The organism is Reinekea sp. G2M2-21 (genome assembly GCF_015687175.1).
Lineage (GTDB): Bacteria > Pseudomonadota > Gammaproteobacteria > Pseudomonadales > Natronospirillaceae > Reinekea.
The window spans coordinates 221,007-241,155 of the sequence record NZ_JADPQG010000003.1; the positions used below are offsets into that span (position 1 = coordinate 221,007).

At 50.9% G+C, this 20,149-nt stretch carries 21 protein-coding genes; 9 read left to right on the top strand and 12 right to left on the bottom strand.

Translation table 11 applies throughout. From position 1 onward, the window contains the following. Positions 1–111: 111 nt before the first annotated feature. Positions 112–960, bottom strand: coding sequence for a 3-hydroxybutyryl-CoA dehydrogenase (locus tag IYN85_RS13315; RefSeq protein ID WP_196159400.1), 849 nt, complete (start codon positions 958–960; stop codon positions 112–114). 175 nt (positions 961–1,135) lie between these two features. On the opposite strand from IYN85_RS13315, the gene IYN85_RS13320 reads away from it, so the two are divergent. Further along, positions 1,136–1,531, top strand: coding sequence for a MerR family DNA-binding transcriptional regulator (locus tag IYN85_RS13320; protein ID WP_304627155.1), 396 nt, complete (start codon positions 1,136–1,138; stop codon positions 1,529–1,531). A 66-nt stretch (positions 1,532–1,597) separates the two neighbouring features. Further along, positions 1,598–2,089, top strand: a complete 492-nt coding sequence (locus tag IYN85_RS13325; protein ID WP_196159401.1) for a YajQ family cyclic di-GMP-binding protein — start codon at positions 1,598–1,600, stop codon at positions 2,087–2,089. A 48-nt stretch (positions 2,090–2,137) separates the two neighbouring features. On the opposite strand, the gene IYN85_RS13330 is transcribed toward IYN85_RS13325, so the two are convergent. After that, the gene (locus IYN85_RS13330) at positions 2,138–3,031 is read right to left on the bottom strand and encodes a chemotaxis protein (protein WP_196159402.1); all 894 of its coding nucleotides are present in this window, start codon (positions 3,029–3,031) and stop codon (positions 2,138–2,140) included. A 207-nt stretch (positions 3,032–3,238) separates the two neighbouring features. Continuing rightward, positions 3,239–3,733 carry a Spy/CpxP family protein refolding chaperone gene (locus IYN85_RS13335; RefSeq protein WP_196159403.1) on the bottom strand — a complete coding sequence of 165 codons (495 nt, stop codon included), beginning with the start codon at positions 3,731–3,733 and terminating at the stop codon, positions 3,239–3,241. Positions 3,734–3,939: 206 nt separating this feature from the next. On the opposite strand from IYN85_RS13335, the gene IYN85_RS13340 reads away from it, so the two are divergent. Continuing rightward, entirely contained in the window at positions 3,940–4,800 is an 861-nt protein-coding gene (locus IYN85_RS13340) for a DUF4382 domain-containing protein (RefSeq protein ID WP_196159404.1), read from the top strand. A gap of 169 nt (positions 4,801–4,969) precedes the next feature. Then, on the top strand, positions 4,970–6,295 hold the full coding sequence (locus IYN85_RS13345) for an HD-GYP domain-containing protein (RefSeq protein WP_196159405.1): 1,326 nt from the start codon (positions 4,970–4,972) through the stop codon (positions 6,293–6,295). A gap of 9 nt (positions 6,296–6,304) precedes the next feature. On the opposite strand, the gene IYN85_RS13350 is transcribed toward IYN85_RS13345, so the two are convergent. After that, entirely contained in the window at positions 6,305–6,988 is a 684-nt protein-coding gene (locus tag IYN85_RS13350; protein WP_196159406.1) for a response regulator, read from the bottom strand. 1 nt (position 6,989) lies between these two features. Continuing rightward, on the bottom strand, positions 6,990–8,426 hold the full coding sequence (locus tag IYN85_RS13355; RefSeq protein ID WP_196159407.1) for an ATP-binding protein: 1,437 nt from the start codon (positions 8,424–8,426) through the stop codon (positions 6,990–6,992). Between the two features lie 462 nt (positions 8,427–8,888). On the opposite strand from IYN85_RS13355, the gene IYN85_RS13360 reads away from it, so the two are divergent. Then, positions 8,889–9,821: an SDR family NAD(P)-dependent oxidoreductase gene (locus IYN85_RS13360; protein WP_196159408.1), complete on the top strand. Its 933-nt coding sequence runs from the start codon at positions 8,889–8,891 to the stop codon at positions 9,819–9,821. On the opposite strand, the gene IYN85_RS13365 is transcribed toward IYN85_RS13360, so the two are convergent. Then, positions 9,782–10,225: a chemotaxis protein CheW gene (locus tag IYN85_RS13365; RefSeq protein WP_196159409.1), complete on the bottom strand. Its 444-nt coding sequence runs from the start codon at positions 10,223–10,225 to the stop codon at positions 9,782–9,784. The genes IYN85_RS13360 and IYN85_RS13365 overlap by 40 nt on opposite strands. A 132-nt stretch (positions 10,226–10,357) precedes the next feature. Here IYN85_RS13365 and IYN85_RS13370 point away from each other — a divergent pair, with 132 nt between their 5' ends. The 3 genes from IYN85_RS13370 to IYN85_RS13380 all read left to right on the top strand — a co-directional run bounded on the left by IYN85_RS13370 (position 10,358) and on the right by IYN85_RS13380 (position 14,228). After that, the gene (locus tag IYN85_RS13370; protein ID WP_196159410.1) at positions 10,358–11,608 is read left to right on the top strand and encodes a HAMP domain-containing sensor histidine kinase; all 1,251 of its coding nucleotides are present in this window, start codon (positions 10,358–10,360) and stop codon (positions 11,606–11,608) included. A 150-nt stretch (positions 11,609–11,758) separates the two neighbouring features. Further along, a complete protein-coding gene (locus IYN85_RS13375; protein WP_196159411.1) occupies positions 11,759–13,702 on the top strand; it encodes an acetoacetate--CoA ligase in 1,944 nt (647 codons plus the stop codon). Positions 13,703–13,946: 244 nt separating this feature from the next. Continuing rightward, positions 13,947–14,228, top strand: coding sequence for a hypothetical protein (locus IYN85_RS13380; protein ID WP_196159412.1), 282 nt, complete (start codon positions 13,947–13,949; stop codon positions 14,226–14,228). A gap of 115 nt (positions 14,229–14,343) precedes the next feature. On the opposite strand, the gene IYN85_RS13385 is transcribed toward IYN85_RS13380, so the two are convergent. Continuing rightward, positions 14,344–15,072 (bottom strand): hypothetical protein, encoded by a 729-nt coding sequence (locus tag IYN85_RS13385; RefSeq protein WP_196159413.1) that lies wholly within the window; start codon positions 15,070–15,072, stop codon positions 14,344–14,346. Positions 15,073–15,863: 791 nt separating this feature from the next. On the opposite strand from IYN85_RS13385, the gene arfB reads away from it, so the two are divergent. After that, positions 15,864–16,280 (top strand): alternative ribosome rescue aminoacyl-tRNA hydrolase ArfB, encoded by a 417-nt coding sequence (gene arfB / locus IYN85_RS13390; protein ID WP_196159414.1) that lies wholly within the window; start codon positions 15,864–15,866, stop codon positions 16,278–16,280. Positions 16,281–16,315: 35 nt separating this feature from the next. Here arfB and IYN85_RS13395 read toward each other — a convergent pair whose 3' ends face one another. The 5 genes from IYN85_RS13395 to IYN85_RS13415 form a co-directional block, all read right to left on the bottom strand. After that, complete coding sequence (locus tag IYN85_RS13395; RefSeq protein ID WP_196159415.1) at positions 16,316–17,167, bottom strand: DUF2306 domain-containing protein; 852 nt, start codon at positions 17,165–17,167, stop codon at positions 16,316–16,318. A 35-nt stretch (positions 17,168–17,202) separates the two neighbouring features. Continuing rightward, the gene (locus IYN85_RS13400; protein WP_230390733.1) at positions 17,203–18,096 is read right to left on the bottom strand and encodes a PhzF family phenazine biosynthesis protein; all 894 of its coding nucleotides are present in this window, start codon (positions 18,094–18,096) and stop codon (positions 17,203–17,205) included. 6 nt (positions 18,097–18,102) lie between these two features. Beyond that, positions 18,103–18,585, bottom strand: a complete 483-nt coding sequence (locus IYN85_RS13405; RefSeq protein ID WP_196159416.1) for a DUF1456 family protein — start codon at positions 18,583–18,585, stop codon at positions 18,103–18,105. Positions 18,586–18,617: 32 nt separating this feature from the next. After that, a complete protein-coding gene (locus IYN85_RS13410) occupies positions 18,618–19,619 on the bottom strand; it encodes a nucleoid-associated protein (protein WP_196159417.1) in 1,002 nt (333 codons plus the stop codon). A 111-nt stretch (positions 19,620–19,730) separates the two neighbouring features. Further along, positions 19,731–20,129 (bottom strand): STAS/SEC14 domain-containing protein, encoded by a 399-nt coding sequence (locus IYN85_RS13415; protein ID WP_196159418.1) that lies wholly within the window; start codon positions 20,127–20,129, stop codon positions 19,731–19,733. Positions 20,130–20,149: the final 20 nt, after the last annotated feature.

Genomic DNA, 20,149 nt, shown 5'->3' on the forward strand with positions numbered 1-20,149 from the left:
GGCTTATGGCCCCCGGGTGCCCGCTCACCTCAACTTGGTGGACTGTCAACGGGCTGGCCGCACACGATTGCGCGACCACTGCTATGTTCTACGGTTGGTTCGTTCAAGATATTAATAGTCGTAAAAACCCTTACCGGATTTCTTGCCGAGATAGCCAGCGTCCACCATTTGTTGCAGCAACGGACAAGGTCGGTATTTGCTGTCTTTAAAGCCGTCATGCAGGACGTTCATGATAAACAGACACGTATCCAGTCCAATCATATCCGCCAGACGTAAGGGCCCCATCGGGTGATTCATGCCCAGCGTCATCACCGCATCGATGTCTTCTGTCGTCGCCACCCCTTCGTACAGGGTATAGATGGCTTCATTGATCATCGGCATCAGAATCCGGTTCGAGACGAAACCCGGAAAATCTTTTACGGTTACTGGCGTTTTATTCAGCTGCTTACTGATCTCAAACAGGGCATTAAAGGTTTCATCGCTGGTTTGCAAACCACGGATCAGCTCCACCAATTCCATGATGGGTACCGGATTCATGAAATGCATACCCATAAAACGATCCGGACGCTTGGTTGATGCTGCCATACGGGTTAGAGAAATAGCACTGGTGTTTGACGCCAGAATGGTGTGATCCGGGCATATTCGGTCAATACTCTGAAACAACGCGATTTTGGTCGGCTCTTCTTCAGTAACCGCCTCAACCACGAGATCACAACTTTTAAAAACATCCATTTGCGGAGAGGTATGAATGATCGACAAGGCATTGTCTTTACGGGCTTCATCGATCATGCCCCGCTCAATACACTTATCGAGCCCTTTCTGAATTTTGGTCACGGCCTGTTGCAGGTGGCTGGGTTGGTTATCGACCAGATGCACGGTGAAGCCGTTGCGGGCGAAGACTTGTGCAATCCCACTCCCCATGGTGCCTGCGCCAAGCACACCCACTGTTTTAATTGTCATATTAGGTTCCCTCAAACCAGAATTCGCAAAATATTGACCGATTGCTTGCGTTGCAGCCTAGTTTTCGTTTACGTTAACGTCAACCTAAGCAACAAGTCAATGCCGACAGTATTCCGTAAACTGAACGCAACAAGAGTGATTCGCATCAACCATCTATCATCGAGACGCCGTATTGATGACCATTGACCACCTGACAGAACAATTCAGTATCCGGGACCTCGCGGACGAATTTGACATCACCACCCGTACCATCCGGTTTTATGAAGATAAGGGTCTGATGACGCCAACCCGAGCCGGACAGCGACGAATTTACAGCAAACGGGACCGAGCGCGCCTGAAACTGATTCTGCGCGGTAAGCGTCTTGGTTTCAGTCTCGACGAAATCCAGCATCTGGTTGATCTGTACGAAACCCCGGACGATGAACGGCCACAATTGGAAAAGTACCTGGAAACCCTGAGCAGACATAAACAGACATTGCTGCAGCAAAAACAGGATCTGGAAAAAACGCTGGAAGAGCTGACGCAAGCCGAAGCCGATTGCCGCGCGCAAATCCAGCGACTGAACAGCTAAAACGGGTTTCGCGAGGCGTTCGGGCTGTTATAATCCGGCCCAATTATCTAATCTGGAGACTGACGAATGCCAACTTTCGATATCGTGTCGGAAATCGATAAGCCGGAAATGAAAAATGCCGTGGACAACGCCAACCGCGAACTGGCCACCCGTTTTGACTTCCGTGGTGTGAACGCCAGCATCGAATTAACCGGCGAAGACACCATCACCCTTAAGTGTGAATCCGATTTCCAAGTCCGACAGTTACAGGACATTGCCGCCAACAACTGCATCAAGCGCGGCATTAACGCAGGTTATGCGGATGTAGAAGACAATCCGATTCATACCGGCAAAACCTTCACGTTAAACATGAAATTCAAAAACGGGCTGGAGTCAGCCACCGCGAAACTGATCGTCAAACTGATCAAAGAAAGTGGCATCAAGGTGAAAGCCAATATTCAGGGCGATAAGGTCCGTGTGGAAGGTAAAAAACGCGATGACCTTCAAGCCGTGATGGCCATGTTGCGGGAAAACAAGAAGATCGAACAGGATTTGCAATTCAACAATATGCGGGACTGATTCTATCGATGTTGCGTTGACCAACAACCGGCCGACGCAATACGCGTTTTAAAGCCGGCTTAAATGCTGCGCCCCCCGCAACATGGCGGTCACCAATTCCTTAGCGTCAAACTTGGTTAACGCCTCATTTGCCCCCACCTGCTTCGCCTGAGAAACCGAAATTTCGCTCGACAACGACGTGTGCAAAATAATGTAGGCGTTAGCCAGCGCCGGAGCACTGCGCACTTCAAAAGTCAGTTCGTAGCCATCCAAACCCGGCATTTCAATATCGCTGACCAACAAATCAATAGGCCGTCCAGCACTGGCTTTCTTATGCATAATATCCAATGCATGCTGGCCGTTATCAGTCACTTCGAAAGGAATATTCAGGTAGCTCAGGACATCCGTTAACTGTTTGCGAGCGGTGCGGGAATCATCCACCACCAGAATATTCAGTGGTTTCAGCTGTTCCCGTTCAACGTCGGTGACTGTGGCTTTAATCATGCTGGGGTCGCTGGGGTAAATACGTTCCAGCAGTACTTCGACATCCATCAATTGCACCAGCTCACCCTTCACATCAACGGTTCCGGTAATGAAGATATCTTTGCCAAGACTGCGATCCGGCGATTTAATCTGCCGCCAATTGGTCTCAACAATGCGTTCAATGGAATCCACCAGAAAACCAATGACTTTACGTTGGCAATCGGTCACCACAATAAAGGAATGCTTGAGTTTTGACTCCGGAATAGCCCCTGCCCCAATCACCTGAGCCATATCGACTATCGGGATGGTTTGCTCACGTATGGTGACCGCACCCATCACCCCGGGATGCGAGTTCAACATCGGCGTAACCGGTTTATAGGGCACCAGTTCGCGGATTTTCAGCGTCCCCAGCGCAAATTGACGGTTGTTATGCAACCGAAACAACAATAAGCCCTGAGAATGCTCAGCTTTAGAAGTCACAGATTTATCCTTACCACAGTTGGATACAGAGGTTAGCGGCACACAGTAGCCTAACTATAGGACACATATGCACAGTCAACCGGATAGATTATAACTCAGTCGCGCGCGCACCCTTAATCTTGTTAGCCATTTCCGGCTGGGACCCTCGTAAACCAAAAAAGGCCACCCGAAGGTGGCCCAAACAGTAATCTGGAAAAAGGGAACCGATCAGTTGGAGCGTGCGCCCTGAGCGGGCCCCATGTTCTGCCCCATACCCGGTCCTTGACGATCTCCGTCACCACGACCGCCCTGCTTACCTCCCATGCCCGGACCACGATGGAAATCAAGGTATTTGACTAATTCTGCGGTCAGTTCCGGGCTGAGCACGGTGTTCAGCTTGTCGGTCAGTAATTGGGATTGTGCCGCTTGCTGGGCATCTCGCAATGCCTGCATGTCTTCGCGAGTTGGACGATCTTCCTGATCACGCAACGCCTGCATCTGGTCCCACATGGCCTGACGGTGCTCTTCCTGAACCGCTTCCAAGACAGCCAGCACATCGGTTTGTTGCGTTTCAGTCAGTTCCAATTGCGTGAAGATATAACTCATGCGTGTCGCCGGGTCACCTTGCCCTCCCATGCCACCTTTGGCGAAGGCGCTAGCACCTGCGGCGGTGAGAGTAACGGCAATGGCGGTGGCGATCAGTGTTTTGTTTAATGCTTTCATAATAATGCTCCTGCGGTGAAAATTCTGTCAGGCACTATTGCCTGGTACGAGAGACAGTTTCGTCCTTAAAAGTGCAGCGAATAGGGACGAAATGTGCAAAGACACAATCCTGACAAAACAGTTCTCAAAACACAGATGAACTTTTGTTTTTGCCTGGAAAATGAGCGTATGCTTAGTCACACAACACAAAGCAGTAAGGATTCGTCATGTTAAGAAAAACCCTCACTCTGTCTCTGCTCGCCACCGTCGGTCTGAGCAGTTGTTTTACTGAAGATTCAGGCACTTTGAGCTTGAAACTGACCGATTCCGCGGTAACCGATGCGGACAATGTCGTTTTATCCGTTGCCGGTGTCACCATTAAAGGGCCGGATGGGCAGCAGAAATTTGTGTTTTTGGGAGACGATAACGAACCTGAAGCCAAAAGCATTGACCTGTTGTCTCTAACAGGTGCACAAAGCATGGAGCTGGTCAGTGATTGGTCACTTCCGGCGGGCGAATATCAGTGGTTGCGTTTGGACGTAAACACTCAAGATGATGGCGATAGCTACGTCATGATCGGCGATACTCCACACGAAATCACCATACCATCCGGCGAGCTGAAACTAGTTTCAGGCTTTTCCGTACCGGCAAACGCAGCCGCCAATTTCACGGTGGATGTTGACCTGTATAAAGGGCTCGTTCTGAGCAATGGAGGCTACAAACTCAAACCGGTCATGCGCCTGATCGACAACGCCCAGGTGGGGCATGTCTCGGGAATCGTCGATGGAAATATATTCGCTGACAACAGTTGTGCAACAATGGCTGTTTACGCCTTTGCTGGATCGGACCAGACGGCTGACGATGTCTTCGGTGACGCCGGACCAGATTTGGTGGCCTGGGTAGATACCTCGGCGTCGGAGTACCAATATGAACTCGGTTTCCTGACTCCGGGCAGCTATACCCTGCATTTGGCGTGCGATCCGGCAGATGACCCGGAAGTTGATGACGATGTCACGTTTATTGCCGATCAAGCCCAGAATGTCGAGGTACAAAACAACACAACCATGACAGCTGATTTCAATTTGTAACCCAACACGGAAATATCAGCCCGTTGAGAAGCCAATCTCAAGGGCTGACACGATCGCTGAGCTATACTAAAGACCAAGGCCCAAGCAAACACCTTGGCCCATATAAAAATGTTGCCAGCAGCATCTGCCTCGTTGTCAGGTAATTTCTGCTTCCGCCGAAGTCGCGGCAATGTTAAGAATAAAAACAGATACAGGTCGGCAGGCATTAATGAAGAGTACTGAATTCCAAGATGTGACGATAGCCGTCGGAAAACTGGAAATTGGCATGCATGTGGTCGCACTGGATCGCCCATGGGAAGAAACCAATTTCCTCTTGCAGGGCTTTATCATCGAGTCGCAACAAGACATTCTGGAGTTACAGCGCCAGTGCCGACAGGTGGTGATTCAAGCGCGCATTGAACATGTCGAGCGCTTGCGAGAACACCACGCCTCAGCAGCGAGTGACAGCGGACCAAAGAAGAATAAATACGGCGCTCATGCCGCGACATTGCCAGAGAGCATGCGTGGACCGGCAACTAAAAAGAAAATCACCTACATCAACCAGGTCAGCTTCGAACAAGCGGTGAAATCGTCCATGCTGACCTTCGATTCGGCACGCAGTATGGCGGTCGCGATCATGGATGGACTCAGAGTTGGGCGTGCGCTGGATATGGAAGAATGCCGCGATCAGGTCGCGACCATCGTGGAAAGCGTGCTCAGCAATAAAGACGCCTTGCGCTTTTTGGCGATGATTAAAAACAAGGACGCCTACACCGCAGAGCACAGCATGAACGTTTGTATTCTGTGTGCCACCTTTGCCCGACATCTCGGACTACTGGAATTTGAAATTAAGATCATCGCGCTCTGCGGGTTGTTGCATGACGTCGGCAAAAGCAAAATTCCATTGGAAATTCTGAACAAACCTGGCCGATTCACCAAAGAAGAAGCCTTTATCATGGCTGAACACACCACCTATGGTCGAAACATCTTAATGTCGACCAGTGGTGATCAGCGTCATGCGGTAGACGTGGCACACAGTCATCATGAGCGGATTGATGGTCAGGGCTATCCACGCTGCCTTTCTGCGGGCTACATTTCCTATTACGCCAAGATCGTCGCCATCGTCGACGCCTACGATGCCATGACCAGTGAGCGTTGCTATGGCAAGCCCAAAACGTCTTATCTGGCGTTAAAAATCATCATGGACAATGCAGGTACACAGTTTGATCGCGAATTGGCCCGCGAATTTGTCCGTTGCATTGGCTTCTATTCCGCCGGGTGTCTGGTGGAGTTAAAAATGGGCCAACTTGCGGTGGTCATCAAAGCCAATGAAGCCGACAACGCCCGGCCGCTGGTTCTGGTGGTCACCACGCCGCAAGGGCAGAAGTTGCCCAGACCGACACTCGTTGACCTGGCCAAACCGGAAAACAGCGCCATCGAAATCGCCTCGGAAGTGCCCAATGGCACCGGCGGAATTGATGTTAAACACTACATAAGCCCGTCGTTGTTTGCCTGATCGCCCGAACTATTCAAGCACCGGTTGAAAACGATAGCCGGCACCATAGACGGAATGAATGTAGTCATGCTCCGCATTCAGATTGAGCAATTTTTTCCGCAGTTTTTTGATGTGACTGTCGATGGTCCGGTCTGACACAACCCGCCGGTCATCATAAATACGGTCAATAATCTGATCCCGCGAAAATATCTGACGAGGATGCGTCATCAGCAGATTGAGCAGGTTCACTTCCACCATCGTCAACTCCACCTGCTGTTCACCAAAGCGTACCGTGGCACTTTCTGCTTGCAGGGTCAGCGCCCCCGAATCGGTGGTTTGCGGCTTCTGCAACGCCTCAAAGCGGCGCAATACCGCTTTTACCCGGGCAACCAACTCACGCAGACTGAAGGGTTTACACATGTAGTCATCGGCGCCCAATTCCAGACCGATCAAGCGATCAACTTCTTCAACTTTAGCAGTGGTCATGATGATTGGAACATCACCGCTGCGGCGAATCGCCCGGCAGATATCCAAGCCGTCGGCACCGGGCAGCATCAGGTCGAGCACGACCAATGTTGGCGTATTGTCCTGTAACCAGACCAACGCTTCGTCGCCACGATGAATGACCGTGACCTCGAACCCAGCATTGAGCAAATAGTCTCGCTCCAACCCAGCCAAATGGCTTTCATCTTCCACAATTAAAACATGGCTCATCTTAAATATCCTTTGCTTTCTGAGTGGGCAGCGAAACCGTTACGGTTAGGCCACCCAACTCGCTGTGCTTGGCAACAACCGTGCCGTCGTGCGCGGTCACAATACTTTTCACGATGGCCAATCCCAAGCCACTTCCGCCACTGTCGCGTGAACGGGATTCATCCACGCGATACAACCGATCAAACAGTTTAGACAGATCCTGCTCACCAACGCCCGGCGCTGAATCGCTCCAACCGATGTCGACCCATCCCGCTCGTTCGGTAACGGTGACTTTCAGGTGGCCATGGCGTGCGTCGGAACCATCGGTATAACGCAAGGTATTCTGCCCCAGATTGGTCAACAACTGGTTCAGACGGTTATCGTCACCGCGCACCCAGATGGGTTTGGGCGGCGTTTGCCAATGGACATCAATGTGGCATTGTTCGCAGGATTTACGGAACTGCTCAACCGCGCTGTCGACCAATGCGCCCAAATCAATTGGCGCAAATCGATAAGACAACGTGCCAGCATCCGATTGGGACAACTGATGCAGGTCGTTGACCAACCGCGTCAGCCGCACCACCTGATTGTGCATCGACTCAAGCCACGCTGCATCGACTTTGCGAACGCCATCTTGTGCGGCTTCGATGTCGGCCTGAAAAATCGCCACCGGCGTGCGCAGTTCATGGGCAATGTCACTTACCCACTGCTGACGATCCTCATGGTTTTTCCGCAACGTCTGAGACAGTCGGTTTACGTCGGCAGCCAACTGGCCGAGTTCGTCGTTACCCGCTACGCTCACCGAGACATCCAGGTCCCCGTTGGTCATGGTCCGAACCGCGCGGGTAATTTTACGAACCGGCCTGACCAGCCAACCGGAAAACGGTATGGCCAACGCACCGGCAATCAACAACCCCAGCGCGCCGATGTAAATCAGATCCCGTTGCCGTTTTTCCGCAAACACCTGATCAAACTCAGCATCCAGGCGCGTGCGGGTTTCAAACCCAAGTTCCGCCACTACAACGTCATCGGCGGATACAATTGGCAACCAAACCATCTGATCCGGCGCCTTTTTTCGACCCAGTAATACCTGCCCAGTCCGAGTATCGCGGATAATCAAGCGTTCAAGGAAATTACGGTTATTCATCGGCATGTCGCCCGGCCTTGGACCGGGTTGACCGCGATCCATCGATCGTAAGTCGCGCGCCGAAAAAGAGCTCTGCACGACATTGATCCAGCCCGGATTATCCCAACGCAACCAACGCCAATTGCCTTGACGTTCGTACTCATCGGCGATATTCAACAGCAGCGGCTGCATCCGACGCGATTCCTGGCTGGCCACATAGTCACTGAAGCTGCGTTTAAACGTTGCAGCATTCAACGCCAACAAGACACTGACCATCAAGGCATTGGCCAATACGATCACAATAAACAGTTTCGTCCGAATCGACACGAACATAGGCAATATTTCACTCTTTCATCAATATAACACTGTCAGCTCAACGATAATCGAGCTGAGCCTGCTCCATAACAAACACAGACTAGTTTCCTGAGTAGGAAGTTCGCATGAATTCAGCGTGCCATTCAAGCTTTATAGCTAGGCGTGTGTCGCAGTCAATGGTTATTCCATTAACAAGAGACAGAACAACGCTAGAGAGCTTGAATGTCGCGCCCGAAGGGAGCGAATGGCAAACACTATTACGGCGTTGCTCTTCTTGAAAAGATCTCGATATTCTCTACAAAGAGCGCCTTGTACTGGCGCTTCCCATTCGCTCTGAAACTAGTCGAACTTCCGACTCAGGACACTAACATGCAAATGTGCAAAGAAAATGCAGTCTGCAACGCGGTTATCATTGCTGGTTTAATGAACCAGAATCGGTCATTGTGCGTATAGCTTGCAAATGTTCAGCGGGTCTTTCCCATGTTCGACAAGTTAAAAGATTACAGCATTGTTTATTCCTTTGACCAAACCGGGTTTAAGCGCCACGCACGGCATTTTTCTGCGTTGAACCCGACAGCGGTGGCCGGCAAGCACTTCCTGGTGACGGGCGGAACACGGGGTATCGGCGAAGCGGTAACCCGCGGCTTACTGGATATGGGTGCACGTGTCACGGTAACCGCCCGCACCGACAAAGATTTCAACACTGCTTTCGCTGACGTAGAAGGCGTACATTTTGTGGCATTAGACCTCGCCGACTTTGCCCAGGTGTTAACGGCCAGTTTTGGCTATTTCGATGGTGTGGTATTAAACGCAGGTGGCATGCCGGACCAGCTCACCATCATAGACGGCCAGTACGATACCATTTTTGCCTCACAGGTGGTGGGCCACTACTTCTTAATGCGCCGACTTATCGATGAACGCCGTATCAAGCCAAGAAGCCCCATTCATTGGGTATCGAGCGGCGGAATGTATCTGCAAAAACTGGATTTATCGGATCTGAGCTGGCAACAAAAGCAGTACGACAAAGTTAAAAGCTACGCCAATGCAAAACGGGCTCAGGTGATTTTAAATCAATTACTGGCGCAACGTATCAAAGGCTACGTATTTTCCTGCTCACATCCCGGTTGGGTCGGGACGGCCGCCTTAGCCGAAGCGCTACCAGGCTTTACGAACAAACTGGGGGCTCGACTGCGCACCCCGGAACAGGGCGCGGACACGATTCTCTGGTGTTTGGAACAAGGCATTAAGTTAAAAAGCGGAAATTTCTGGTTCGACCGAAAGTCCCGCAAGACCCATCCCTTTTTCTGGACACGGGAACGTGAAGCAGACAGGCTGGCCTTATGGAATTTACTGGAAACAGCTTGGCACAATCATCAATCCATCGAGCCCAGAGCGGAAACGTCTGTAAACTGAGCCATCAGTTGCTCTAACGCCGTGGGATTGATCAACTGATACAGCCGATCCTCCCGGGTAATAGTGCCCTGAATATAACCGCCGGCCATGTTGGTATCCATCTGGTCGGCGTTAAAATACTGCACTCCCTCGACCTTATCGACCGCCAAGCCGACCCGGCTTTCCGGGAAGTCCAACACCACCATGAAGCTCGGATTTTCTACATAACCCAGACCATTCATTTGCAAAACGTCCATGACCGCCAGAGTTTCACCACGTAGGCTAATCAGCCCCATCACGCCGGTGGCCTGACTGGGGACCGGGTTTAACGGCTGCCAGGGGACAACTTCCTTGATCAAGGTTGCCGGAAACGCCAAGGGTTCTTCATTCAGCTGCACCACAACCCACATTTCATTTGTCGACATTGTCTACCCTCTTCCTCACTACGGCTTAAACAGGTTAGTTAGCTTCTGCGACCTTCGCAAACTCATACTTTCACAATTCCCTGCTAGACTTATTCTTTCACCCCTATCATCGGCCGGCAGGCAAAAAGGTTTATGTCTTATTTGCAATTACTGGATGACGCGTTTGAAGAACTGGCAGCGGCAAAAAACCTGGATGATCTCATTCGCCGGGCTGTATTGATCTCATTGAACCTTTTTAAGTTCGATCGCGCTGGTATTTTGCTGTTCAAACCGGGAACCCAGGAAATACTGGGCACCTGGGGCACGGACGTTCATGGCAATTTGCGCGATGAACATGACCTGCGTCTGCCCTTAAATGACCGACATATACTGCACAAGCGCGAAGGCCGTGTACGGCTTGTCGAAAACATCGATCTGCTCGATGAAGGCCGTTCGGTCGGCAATGGCTGGCTGATTCAGGCTGCTATTTTTTCCGGTGAAGAGCTCTTTGGCTGGATATTTATTGACAATCTGGTTAACCAACAACCTCTCACTACCGAACAATTTGAAGCGGTCAAGGTATTCTCCAACGTACTGGGCCAATTGATTGTACGCAGCAAAATGGAAGATACTCTGTTGGCGGCGCTGGATTCGCTGGCATCCAACGAAGATCTGACCATGAATGCTCTGGACAAGGTACATCGGCTGGAAGCGCAGATTGAAGGCAACCGGAAACTGGTTGTCCTGGCCGAACGGCTTTCAGGTCTGGTCCCCATGAGCACCCGTGCTGTGGGTAATTTGCTGAACTTTATTAATCTGCTGACACCTGAACAATTTGGCCAGTCCGATCAGGCATTACTGGAGTCTGCAAAAAAATCCGCTGACCGACTATCTAGGATTTTCCGGCACTTTGATCAAAAAGTGCATGATGCGACGGACAACGATGTCCAGACTTTGCCGGCCGCAGTGGTTCAGGAGTATTGGTTTAATCAATTCAATTCCCTGTTCCGCAACACACCGCATCATCTCGAAGTGCGCACAGACGACCCGACCGAAGAGGTTTCTCTGCCGCTGATACTGCTGACACAGTTGGTGAAAGAATTAATCGCCAATTCGCTGAACCACGGCCTCGAACACTGTCAATCTGGCCGTACGATCGTGTCATTAGCCCGCAAAGGTCCATGGTTAACGGTGCAAGTAGAAGATACCGGCCCGGGGCTGGATGAGGATCAGTTCGAAGACGTACTGAAATTATTCGTCACGTCAAAACCAAACGAGTTGCTGGGTTCTGGTCTAAATGTCATTCAACATTACGTGGAACGCTGGTTGAACGGGCAGCTGGACCTGGGTCCGTCCGAATTTGGCGGACTTCGCTGCACGCTGAATATACCGATTCAGCAATGACTAACTGAAAGGACAGCCTGGGGCAGTCGTATCAAATTTCTGACAGCTGTTGCGTCTGCCAGACAAATTGACGAGTTCGCTTGCCTTTGCCTTTACGCGCTCTGCGTTTACCCTTACCGGCAAATAACAAAAACACCGTGAGAGAAAACTATGACGGATGTGCTTTTTCAGCCCACTCCCACTGCGCTAGCGCAATGCCAACTGACCGCTTTTGCGACAGAATTCGGCCAACGTATCGGGCAAGACTTCCCGAACTACGCGAGTTTGCATCAGGCGAGCATCGACCACCTAGACACCTTCTGGCACACGCTATGGGACACCTCTGGCGTTATCGGTGAGCCGGGAGACATCGTTCTTGGTCAACGCACTATGCCCGGTGCTCAATGGTTCCCAAAGGCCACACTGAACTTCGCCGAAAATCTGCTGGCCATAGGTCAAGCGGAGCATATTGCCTTAATTAATGTCAGTGAATCCCGACCGGACAGCACGCTCAGCTACGCACAATTGCGCCAGCAAGTCATGCAACTGGCCGCGTATCTGAAGCAGGAATGCGGCATCCGCGCGGGCGATCGAGTCTGTGCTTACCTGGGCAACACCCCGGAAGCAATCATCGGGATGCTGGCAACGACTTATCTCGGTGCGACTTGGTCATCGGCTTCGCCAGACTTTGGATTTGAAGGCGCATACGACCGCTTTGGCCAGATTGAACCAACGGTTTTAATCGCAGGCAACGGCTACCGATACGGCGGCAAAGACTTTGACAGACGAGATGTCGTGAACGCTTTGCGAGAAAAGATCAGCTCTGTGCGCCACCTCATTTCGGTCTCGATCCTCACCAATCTTGATGATTTGCCTGATGCGGTAAACCTGGCGGATATCGTCATTCAGGATCGCCCGGCACCTGAGTGTGTCCGTTTTCCGTTTAATCACCCGCTTTATATTCTGTTTTCCTCAGGTACCACCGGCAAACCAAAATGCATTATGCACGGCGCCGGAGGAACACTACTGCAGCACATGAAAGAGCTGCGTTTACACGGTGATATATCCGAGCAATCGGTTTTTTTCTATTTTACGACAACCGGTTGGATGATGTGGAACTGGCTGGCCTCGGGTCTGGTTACCGGCGCCACTCTGGTCCTCTACGACGGCAACCCCATGTACCCAGCAACGGATTCACTCTGGGCACTCGCCGAGAAGTACCGTTTCACGCACTTTGGCACTAGCGCAAAATACCTTTCAGCCTGCCGTAAAATGGGGGTGAACCCGGCACAAGACGATCTCAGCGCGTTGCGCGTTGTCTTTTCCACTGGCTCACCACTCGCGCCTGAAGACTTTGCATGGGCCTACCAAAACATCAAAAAGGACATGATGCTGCATTCCATTTCCGGCGGCACCGACATTGTCAGTTGTTTCGTGGGAGGCAACCCCTGGTCACCGGTCGTAACCGGAAAAATTCAGGCGGCTAATCTGGGTATGGCTGTAGAGTCCTGGGATGACGATGGACACAGAGTTATTGACCAGCGGGGCGAGCTTGTTTGCACCCAGCCCGCGCCTTGCATGCCTATCGGATTCTGGCAGGATCCGGATCAAGCCCGCTATAAAGCCGCCTATTTCGAGCGTTTTCCCGGTGTTTGGGCGCATGGTGACTTTTGTGCCATCGATGCACAGGGCCAAGTTGTCATACTGGGGCGCAGCGACACTACTCTGAATCCCGGTGGGGTACGCATTGGCACCGCAGAAATTTACCGGCAGGTGGAGCTGATTGACGCCGTGACTGACTCTCTCGTCGTCGGTCGACCGGTAGACGATGATATGGAAGTCATCCTGTTCGTGGTATTGCAAGAAGGGGTCATTCTCGGCGAGGACTTGAAGGCTCAGCTGCGTAAACAGATCCGTACGAATACCACGCCCCGCCATGTACCGGCACATATCATGGCAGTATCAGCCATTCCCTATACCCGTTCCGGGAAAAAAGTGGAACTGGCGGTCACAGAAATACTGCGCGGCGAGAGCCCCAAAAATGTGACGGCGCTGGCCAATGCCGATGTTCTCGCAGAATATCAGCACATCGCTGAGTCTTTAAACCGGACCTGACCTACCAAAAAATTCTGCCCGTTACAGCGGGCAGCGTTTTGTGAGACCGAGTTTCAGCTTCAATTCAGTTTCATTCGGTATTCTTTGCTCAGGTTGCTACCGAAAATACTTATCAAAAAGACAGTCTTGGTGAGTATGATGCCACTGTTCGTATCGTAAATGGCTACTTTGCGGATACTGCTTTGGTCACGGTCAAAGACCCCCTATATTCACCGCCAACAAGAAATCAGCAAGGAGTCACCCAATGCCACAGTCAATTAATCAGGTTTTCAAATACGTCAGCGAGCATCCGGGTTACCGGGCATCTTTGGGTGTTATTGCCAGCCCACGTGCCGCGAAAACCATTTTGGCCTGGGGTGCTGTCAATGAAGCGACAGAAGAGACCTGGGTACCCGAGTTAACCGATATTAAACACAGCTGGCCAGATGCGAAATGGACACCGATGAACCAGAAACAGGCATCGCTTTTTGACGAAGCGTATCAACGCGAACAGAAACCAAGACAAGACTGGCTACTTTCAATTTAGCATTTGATTCCTAAATGTTGTCCTCGGGCCAGCGGAGGACCCACAGCTGGCATTAGACCCTCACTTGAGGTTCTAGTACTCCTCGACCTTTTGGGGCTCTTTGAGCCCCCTTTTTTTACGGCAAAACCACGATTGAAACGTGACTGCGTAAACGGCCGCTGAACTGCCCGGTTTTAAATTCTGCACTGACCGAACCAGTAACGTCTTTATCCAGCGTAAACGCCACTTCACAACCCTGGCTGGGATAATCCAGTAGTTGAGGGCCATTGCTGAAAATCGTTGAAAAGCGTATATAAGCCAAACCGTCTTGCAAACCTTGGGAAGTGCTGCCCTGCCGAGTCTCGGTGTCACCGCTTGCGGTACAGCTAACCGTCCAGTTTAAGCTTTTATAATCTTCCGCGACCGACGCCGGAAAACGCAACTCAACGCCGTCTTCGTCGTAATTGAACGTTTGCCCTTCTGAGGGTGAGGAAAAACTACCGGTTGCAGTCAGCTGAATTGAAGAACCCAGCGCTGACAAAAATTCGGTGCGGTTAAAATCGATCACTAACGTACCATCTGCCGCCGAAAATTGCGCTTCGTGACCGTGCCCACTGCGACGCAACGTTTTCGTCTGACCCGCTAAGGTCGCCGTGAGTTCATCCCCGCCGGAAGCTAGTAAATAGGTCGGTTCTTCATCGTCACCAAAAATCAGTTCAGCGCGCACGGTATAAATATCGCCCGAGTTCGACACAAAAAATTCCGCCTCAATACCACTGGTTTTGACATCGTCCGAATCCGATGTCGGTACTTCATTGCACCCGACCAACGCGGCCGCGGCGACTAACGGTAATAGTCTGTTCATGTTTTAGTCCTTAATAACGCTGGCGTGAGCACCGTCCCCGGTGCGGTCGACGATCACCTTAACCAAAATCATAAGACGTTGCACTGAGCCGAATGGCACTTTTCTGAAGGGAATTTAGCGTGTATTCGAGATATTTTGTTTAATTTCTATAGCACGGTTTCAGGAGATCTTTTACGTCGTCACGGGACTAACCGGCTGGTCAAACCAGGCATGGCTCTTAACAATTCCAGCCGCCACAAACGACTATTCTCTGTCGTCAACTTCATCTTCGACAGATCGTTTACGACAGCCATTTATGGCCGGCTTACTTGTTCAAGCTTCCCTGCTTGAACAACCGTGGTGAACGAAATTATCTCGCTCGGGCGTTTGGAAAGCGATGAAACAGTATGCGTCAGCTTCTCGATAACTAATGCAAACCAGCAAATTCTATTTAGCTTGATCAGGTGTAAATAACCCAACCGTCGCATTTGCTTTGGCTGGCATGACGGACACGTCGCAACGGATTCAAGGCATGGATGCCCTTGTAAGCGCCGCGCGTGCAGGGATGCACGCTCAAGCGACCGTTCGAAGTACGTGTCAGGCAGGGCAGAAAACCAAAGCGAGCGACAAAGGGGGTGCAAGGGGATCTCCCCTTGGAAAGAAAAAACCGCGAAGAAAAACGTAGAAGAAGAACCGAACCATAGTCGTCGGACCAGATTGGTTCTTTGCAACAAGACACAGATGTCTGAACCCTCTCACGGCATCTTCTTTTCAGTTTCGGTATACTGGCTGGCTCAGATTAAGGAGCCTTCATGCTGCAACTGTCAAACGCCGTTTTTATTCCCGACGAGGAGTTGGAGATTTCCGCGATCCGTGCGCAGGGTGCGGGTGGTCAAAACGTTAACAAGGTCTCCAGCGCTATTCACCTGCGCTTTGATGTTCGCGCATCATCGTTGCCGGAGTTCTATAAGGAGCGGTTACTGGCGTTGAGCGACAGCCGAATCAGTAAAGATGGGGTGATCGTTATTAAGGCGCAGACCTTCAGAACACAAGAAAAGAATCGAACAGATGCATTTGAGCGTCTCAAGGCGTTGATCCTGGATGCGACCAAAACCCAGAAAGCCCGCCGAGATACCAAACCAACGCGAAGCTCACAACGCAAGCGAGTGGATAAGAAAACCAAACACGGTAAAACCAAAGCATTGCGCGGCAAAGTCAAAGACTTTTAAAGCAAGTCATGCTTCGGCTTTCAAACCAAAACCGATCAGAAAATCCCCAGAATCGCCGGGCCCCAATAGAGCGTGGTGAACGCGTAAGTACCCAAAATCACAAAACCGGAAGCCACGACCAACACACCACTGAAACACCAGAGCATGACGGGGCGCCACGTGGCGACCGGTGCCCTCAGAATAATTTCAACCACCAGCAGATTCGGGATAAAGAAAAAGAAGTCCATCACATAATCAAACGGGCCGGTAAAGGTCTCATTGTGACCGGCGTTATCCGTCAGCAGATACCAAAAACCATAATCCATGCGATACAGCCAGGAACCGACGGCCAGCGCAAACAACCGCAAAGCCCACCGGCGATGATCCACAAACTGTTTTGCCATGGCCAGGCGAATCGTCATGACGGCACACACAATCATTAAAACACCGTACAGCCCAAACCCAAGATCCATGACCCAGCCTCCAATGGTGCCTTTGCTGACCACAAACACCAGACCACCGATGGCAGTTAGCAGCGCTGCGGTCACGTAAATACGACCAAGCCAGTGGTGCAAGACAGGAAAACGGGCGCGCACTGAACTCATCAATTGAACGCAACCGAAAATCAGAATCAGGCCGCCGGCCATAAAGTGCAGACCGATACCGGCGGTCGCTGTCGTGGTATCTTCACTGTACAAATTGTTTAGCGTTGCATTCCAACTGTGCATGTCCTGCTGGAAAAAGGGTACCGCGTAAAAGGCCAGAATATACAAACCGAACAGCAAGGTGCTGGTCCACACCAACGCAGATATCAGCCGGATGGACCAAGCCAATGCGCGCTGCGCGAGAATCGGTCCGCTCGATTGGCCGTTCACAGAATCAAGAGTCGATAGAGATGCTTCTGACATGCGTCTTCCTTTTCAAAAATTAGGTCATTCCAAGTCTATTCGTGGTGAATTTCACCCTGGCTGAAAACCACCGCACCGCCACCAATATAGACATCACAAACCTGATTGTGTTGTTTGATCACCCGGGCGCGAAGCTCACTGGGGCGCCCCATTTCCACACCTTGCGCAATCGTCCAACAATACTCATGGTTTCCCCGCGTATCCAGATCCGCCAGCAGCGCCGCCAGGGCACAGTTCGCGCTGCCTGTAGCTGGATCTTCCGGCACACCATCGGTTGGCGCAAACATACGACAGCGGATGTCGACTTCATCGTCGGAATGGGCATAGACATGCAGGAACGGTGACTCACTTTCTGTCAGCAGCGCCTCCAGTGCAACGCTGTTTACTTTCGCCTTGCGCAGCGCCTCGACATGCCGCAATTGCACCGCAATAAAGGGCAGTCCAACGGAGATCGCCATCGGTTGGTGTTGCGACACAACTATATCGTCACAGGGCAACGATAAAACCTGGCTGATTAACTCTGCAGAAAAAGTCTGGCCCTTGCTCAATGCTTCAGGAGCGCGCAGCTCCGCCTGCCAGGAACCATTATCCGCACGCTGGACGGTCACAGGCACATCACCCGCTAACTCTTCGAAAACAAAGCGGCCACTGTCCGGCAGCAAGCCTTGTTCAGCCAACACGATCGCCGTCCCGATATTCGGATGACCGGCAAACGGAAACTCCGTCGTAGTGGTAAAAATTCGGACCCGATAATCACCGCCGCGCTCAGGCGGTAAGACAAAGGTGGTCTCGGAATAATTGAACTCACGGGCGATCTGCTGCATCTGTTCGGTGGCCAGGCCTTGGGCATTGAGCACCACGGCCAATGGATTGCCACCATACCGCCGATCCGTAAACACATCACTGACGACAAACGGAATTCTCATCATGACACCTCAGGACGGATCGGATTCCGGCGCTTTACCACGCAACCGATGCTGCAGTCCGGTTAAGAAATTACGCAACACCTGATCCTTGCACTCACGAAAATTCTTATGGGTTGGTTTTCGGAAAAAGGCACTCAATTCCGATTTACTCAATCGAAAATCCACTTCTTCAAGAATGGCAAGAATATCTTCCGCTTGCAGATTGAAGGCAATTTTCAATTTACGCAGCACAATATTGTTGGTCAGCTCGTCTTCGGTTTCAGGCACTGCCCCCTCTTGTGGTCCGCGCTTATTAATTATCAATCCATTCAAAAAATGTGCAAACGCTTTATCCGGGCAGGATTTATAGCCCTCATCATCGTCGCGTTTTAACCAGGTAATTACCTTGTTTTCATCCACCGGCAAACCACCCAGCGCGTACAGATCCATCATTTTCTGATTGGTGATATTCAGGGTGTAGCGCAAGCGACGGAGTATGTCGTTGTTCGTCATGGTCGAATTCTCAAAGGTTGTGTAAGAGGGATTTAGGCAATGCCCAATTCTTCTTTTAGCTGTTTTAACAGCGCTGCCGGTAAATTAGTGATGGTGAGTGATTCCGTACTAGGATCAAAGTTCACATTCTTGCCGAGTATTTCGTTACTGAAACTGATCGATACTTCTTTGCTTTTACCGGTATAGCGTAAGTACTTTTTTAAACTCTTGCGATCGGGTATAAACTCTTTTTTGGCTTCTGGTTGTGTGTTTTCCATATAGGCTACCAGAGATTGTGACACTCCGGGGGCGACCTCATCGTTAAGGACAACCGATATTTCATTGGCCACCACGGTCTCACCCAACTTGTCCTGCTCCGCACAATATTCGATGGCTTTGCGACGATAATTACCGCCTTTTTCCGGAGGTAGGGTTTCACTGTAAGCTTTCACTATCTCCATGAAGCGTTCGGTATCGACCGCCGTATTGATGGTATCGACAAAATTCACAAACTCCAGCAATGCCGATTGCAGCTGACGGTCGCCAAAACCAAAACTTACGGTCAGATATTTCTGGTCTTGTCCGGCCAAAGCCGTTAAGTCCACCACGCCACCAAAACCCAGTTTTGAAAAATCAATAATAGAGGAATCAGTAATGTCCATCTTTTGCGTCAATGCGATGCCATTTTTGTGCTTCAGATGAAAAAACCACAGGTAGTCGCCATCTTCCAGTGATTCATTAGCAAACAACCAATGACCTTCAAACTCAAGTTCTTTCTCTTCGATCTCCAATTGCAGTTGCTTCATCAGCTGCTGACTCATGGTAACGAAGCCGACACTTTTCTGCTGCCATTGCCCGGTTAATGCTTTGAAATGACCGCTTTCTTCACTGAACTGACCGTACTGTTTACTGCTGCGGTTGTAAAACGCTGTTTTCATAAAATTGATCAAATCCGACAACTGCTCATTCTGCTCTAACTCTTCTTCGCGAAGGTTGAGTTCAGCCGTGGTCGAATTGCGAAACAGTTGATGCACAATGGCGTGAGTAATAGACATAGCAGGCAATAATCTGTGATTTGGAAACGAACGGGCATTCTAGCCCGAATGCTACTTCAAATCACGCTGAACCGGCGCGGACACCGGTGCAATGCAAGATGGGGGAGTCAGTTAACCATTGGTCTGGTTCAATTGTTCCGTTAACCAGCTGATGGCGTCTGACATCGTAGTAAAGGCCTGATGATTTTGTTTTTTACGACTGGCCACCAGTGAGTCAATGATTTTTAGTTTGACTTTCGACGTGATCACGGTGGCTTTGGCCACCATGTTCTGAGAATTCAGCCATTGATTAAAGATTTCCAGGGCTTCATAGGCTTCTGGGGTTCCGCCTTCGACCTGAAGGTCATCAATCAGCATGGCAAAGGGTTCTCCATCAAACCGTGCAATGGCCGACTGCATGGCCTGAACACCCAGCTGCATGCCATCCAGATTGAACATGCCGATATACTGGGCGATCAGAATATTTCCCTGCGTGGTCAGCAGGATGTCACCGTGTGGGCGATCAGGCATCTTACTGTCGAACCTTCATC